The organism is Variovorax sp. P4_D9 (genome assembly GCF_056401695.1).
The window spans coordinates 1-3,574 of record NZ_JBFUIU010000874.1; the positions used below are offsets into that span (position 1 = coordinate 1).

Genomic DNA, 3,574 nt, shown 5'->3' on the forward strand with positions numbered 1-3,574 from the left:
CCCTTTCATTCGCGGTGGCCGCCCTGCAGGCCGTGCACGCGCAGGACAAGACCGAGATCACGCTCGCACGATTCTTCGGGGCCTGCGAGGCCGACTTCGGCAAGTCGACCGACGTCCRGTCGGCGCGCGGCGAATGCGGCGTCATCACCACGCTCGTCAACAAGTTCAACGCGACCAACAAGGACAACATCGTCGTCAAGCCTCAGATCGCCGAATGGGGGCCGTACTACGACCAGCTGACGGCGCGTATCGTGGCGCGCGACGTGCCGACGATCGCGGTCATGCACCAGTCGTCGATCGGCGACTACGTCAACCGCAAGCTGATCGATCCGATCGATGCCGAGCTCAAGTCGGTCGGCATCAGTCCTGCCGACTTCACCGACACCGCGCGCGCGGGCGTCACCATGAACGACAAGACCTATGGCCTGCCGTTCGACACCTGGTCGTGGCTGTGGCATATCAACACCAACCTGCTCAAGAAGGCAGRCCTCGTGAACGCTGACGGCTCGGTGCAGCTGCCCAAGTCGCCGGCCGAACTGCTGGCCCAGGCGCGCAAGTACAAGCAGGCCACGGGCAAGGCCTACTTCGCATGGCCGACCTCTGGCGGCGTGCCGACCAACACCTGGACCTTCTTCTCGATGATGTTCCAGCAGAACGGGAGCCTGTTCACCGCGGGTGCCAAGCCCCACATCAACATGCACACGCCGGAGGTGACGGCCGTTCTGGAGCTGATGAGCACGCTCTACAGAGAAGGGCTGGTGGTGCAGGGCATCGACTCCGGCGCCGTCAACCAGGCGTGGTTCAAGGGTGACGCCGCGGTCGCGCTCACTGGAACCTGGCGCATCGACGACTACATGCTGGCTTCCGAAAAGGCCGATTCGCCGGCCCATGGCGGCTATCTGGTGATTCCGTTCCCGCAACTGTTCGCCAAGCGCGCGACCTTTGCCGACGGTCACGCCTGGGTCATGCTGAAGGGCGGCGCCAAGGACGAGAAGATGCGAAAGGCTGCGCTGACCTTCATGAAGTTCCTTTGGGACAACGAGTTCGAGTGGGCGCGCACGGGCCATCTTCCGGCCAACAAGCGCGTGTACGACAGCGCCGCGTTCGAGACGCTGCCGATGCGCGACAAGATCATCGAAATCTCGACGATCGGTCGCGGGCTGGCGCACAACGTGCCGCGCGCCGCAGCCGTGCAGCAGGCGCTCAGCGAAGAACTGATCACCATGCAGCTCAGCAAGAAGACCGTCCAGGAGACCGAGGACGCTGCCGAGTTGCGCGTCAACAAGCTGCTCGACTCGGTGCGCTGAAGCCGCGTCCCCACTCATCGTCATTTTTTCTTCAAGTCAGACATGATCTCTACCCGTTTGGTCGTTGACAACGACTTCGTCATCTCCGAACTCGACCGCCGTGTGTTCGGCACCTTCGTCGAGCACATGGGCCGCTGCGTCTACACCGGCATCTACGAGCCCGGCCATCCGAATGCCGACCAGCGCGGCTTCCGCCAGGACGTGATGGCGCTGACCCGGGAGTTGGGCACGACCATCGTGCGCTACCCCGGCGGCAACTTCCTGTCGGGCTACAACTGGGAAGACGGCGTCGGCCCCAAGGACAAGCGGCCGACGCGGCTCGATCTCGCCTGGCTGTCGACCGAGACCAACCAGTTCGGCACCAACGAATTCGTGGACTGGTGCCACGAGGCGGGGGTCGAGCCGATGTTCGCGGTGAACCTCGGCACGCGCGGGCCGGACGAGGCGCGGCACTTCCTGGAGTACTGCAACCACCCGGGAGGAACCACCTTGTCCGAGCTGCGCAAGGAACACGGCTACGAGAAGCCGCATGACATCAAGTTCTGGTGTCTCGGCAACGAACTTGACGGCCCTTGGCAGATGGGTGCAAAGACGGCCGAGGAGTACGGCCGAATTGCGCAGGAGACCGCCAAGGTCATGCGCTGGGTCGACCCGACGGTGGTGCTGGCCGCCTGCGGATCGTCGAAGCACGACATGCCGACCTTCGGCCAGTGGGAAGACACCGTGCTGGACCACTGCTTCGATAACGTGGACTTCATTTCGTTGCACGCCTACTTCGAGAATCCGCACGCTTCGACCGCCGAGTTCCTGGGCAACATCGACCAGATGGATCTCTTCATCAAGGAGATCGTTGCGGTGGCCGACAGCGTCGCGTCGCGCAAGCACTCGCACAAGCGGATCATGCTGTCCTTCGACGAATGGAACGTCTGGTACAAGGCCCGCACGCTCGACGACCGGCGCAAGCCCGGCTGGCCGCAGGCGCCCCGGCTGATCGAGGAGGTCTACAACCACGAGGACGCGCTGGCCGTCGGCGGCGCGCTGATCGTGATGATGAACAATGCCGATCGCGTCAAGACCGCGTGCATGGCCCAACTGGTGAACGTGATCGGCCCGATCATGACCGAGCCGGGCGGGCCGGCCTGGCGCCAGACCATCTTTCATCCGTTCGCGCAGGCCGCTCGCTATGCGCGGGGGCGGGTGCTGCGGCCGGTGATTCAATCGCCGACCTATGCGGCCAAGACCTTTCCCGAGGTGCCGTACCTGTGCGCGAGCGTCGTGCACGACGACAGCACGGGCCAGACGGCGATCTTCGCGCTGAACCGCCACCTGAACGACGATCAGGAGATCAACATCGAGCTGCGCGGATTGGGTGACCGTCAGCGCCTGGTCGAGGCACTTGAACTCCATCATTCGGACATGAAGGCGACCAACACCAAGGAGTCGCCCGACAAGGTTTCGCCGAGCCGCCTGGCGGCCGTCGAGATCGACGGCCAGCGGATCACGGCGCGCCTGAAGCCGGGTTCGTGGAACGTGATCGTGACGACGAACGGCAAGCCATCGTGAAGCGCTTCCGGTGCGGCGGGCTGGATGTGACAATCCCATGCTGATCGCAACCTCCRATGGGGCTTTTTCGCAGATGAAAGCGTCGCACCGTGACCCCGGCTATCGGCAACCGCCGGATCGCAAGAGCATGCACTCGAAGATCGTTCGGGATCTGGGCATGCGGATCGTCTCCGGCGAATACAAGCCCGGGGAAAGACTGCCCCTGGAGGCGTCGCTGTGCGCCGCCTATGACGTGAGCCGGCCGGTGCTGCGCGAGGCGACCCGCGTGCTGGTCGCCAAGGGGTTGGTGATCTCGAAGCAACGAGCCGGCGCCATCGTCTGCGCTCGCAGCCATTGGCACTTGCTGGATCCCGACGTGTTGTACTGGTTGATCCAGACCAAGCCGCAACCGGAATTTGTCGAGACGCTGTTGACGGTGCGGCGCATCTTCGAGCCAGCCGCCGCCGCGCTGGCAGCCAAGGTGGCGAGTTCGGATGCACTTCAGGGCATCGCCGATGCCTACAGCGGCATGGAGGCCGCCAAGACTCCGGAGGAACTCCTGGAGCCCGATTTGGCCTTTCACCGGCGAATCGCGGAGGCCACGGGCAACGACCTGCTGGCCTACATCGGGAATATGCTCTCGCTGGCCCTTCGGGAGTCCATCAAGCTGAGCAGCCAGCTTCCGGGCACACACGCCTTGTCCTTGCCTCGGCACAAGGCGATCC

3 protein-coding genes are annotated in these 3,574 nt (G+C 64.1%); all 3 read left to right on the forward strand.

The features are described from left to right. Positions 1 to 1,307, forward strand: a 1,307-nt coding sequence (locus tag AC1DY5_RS47245) for an extracellular solute-binding protein (protein WP_478121276.1), incomplete at its 5' end; no start/stop codon positions are given. A 42-nt stretch (positions 1,308 to 1,349) separates the two neighbouring features. Then, a complete protein-coding gene (gene arfA, locus AC1DY5_RS47250; protein WP_478121277.1) occupies positions 1,350 to 2,870 on the forward strand; it encodes an arabinosylfuranosidase ArfA in 1,521 nt (506 codons plus the stop codon). Between the two features lie 127 nt (positions 2,871 to 2,997). Then, the coding region (locus AC1DY5_RS47255) for a FadR/GntR family transcriptional regulator (protein ID WP_478121278.1) at positions 2,998 to 3,574 on the forward strand (577 nt) is incomplete at its 3' end.

Excerpts from the sequence above, each read along its gene's own strand:
- arfA (WP_478121277.1), top strand. The coding sequence starts at position 1,350 with ATGATCTCTACCCGTTTGGTCGTTGACAACGACTTCGTCATCTCCGAA.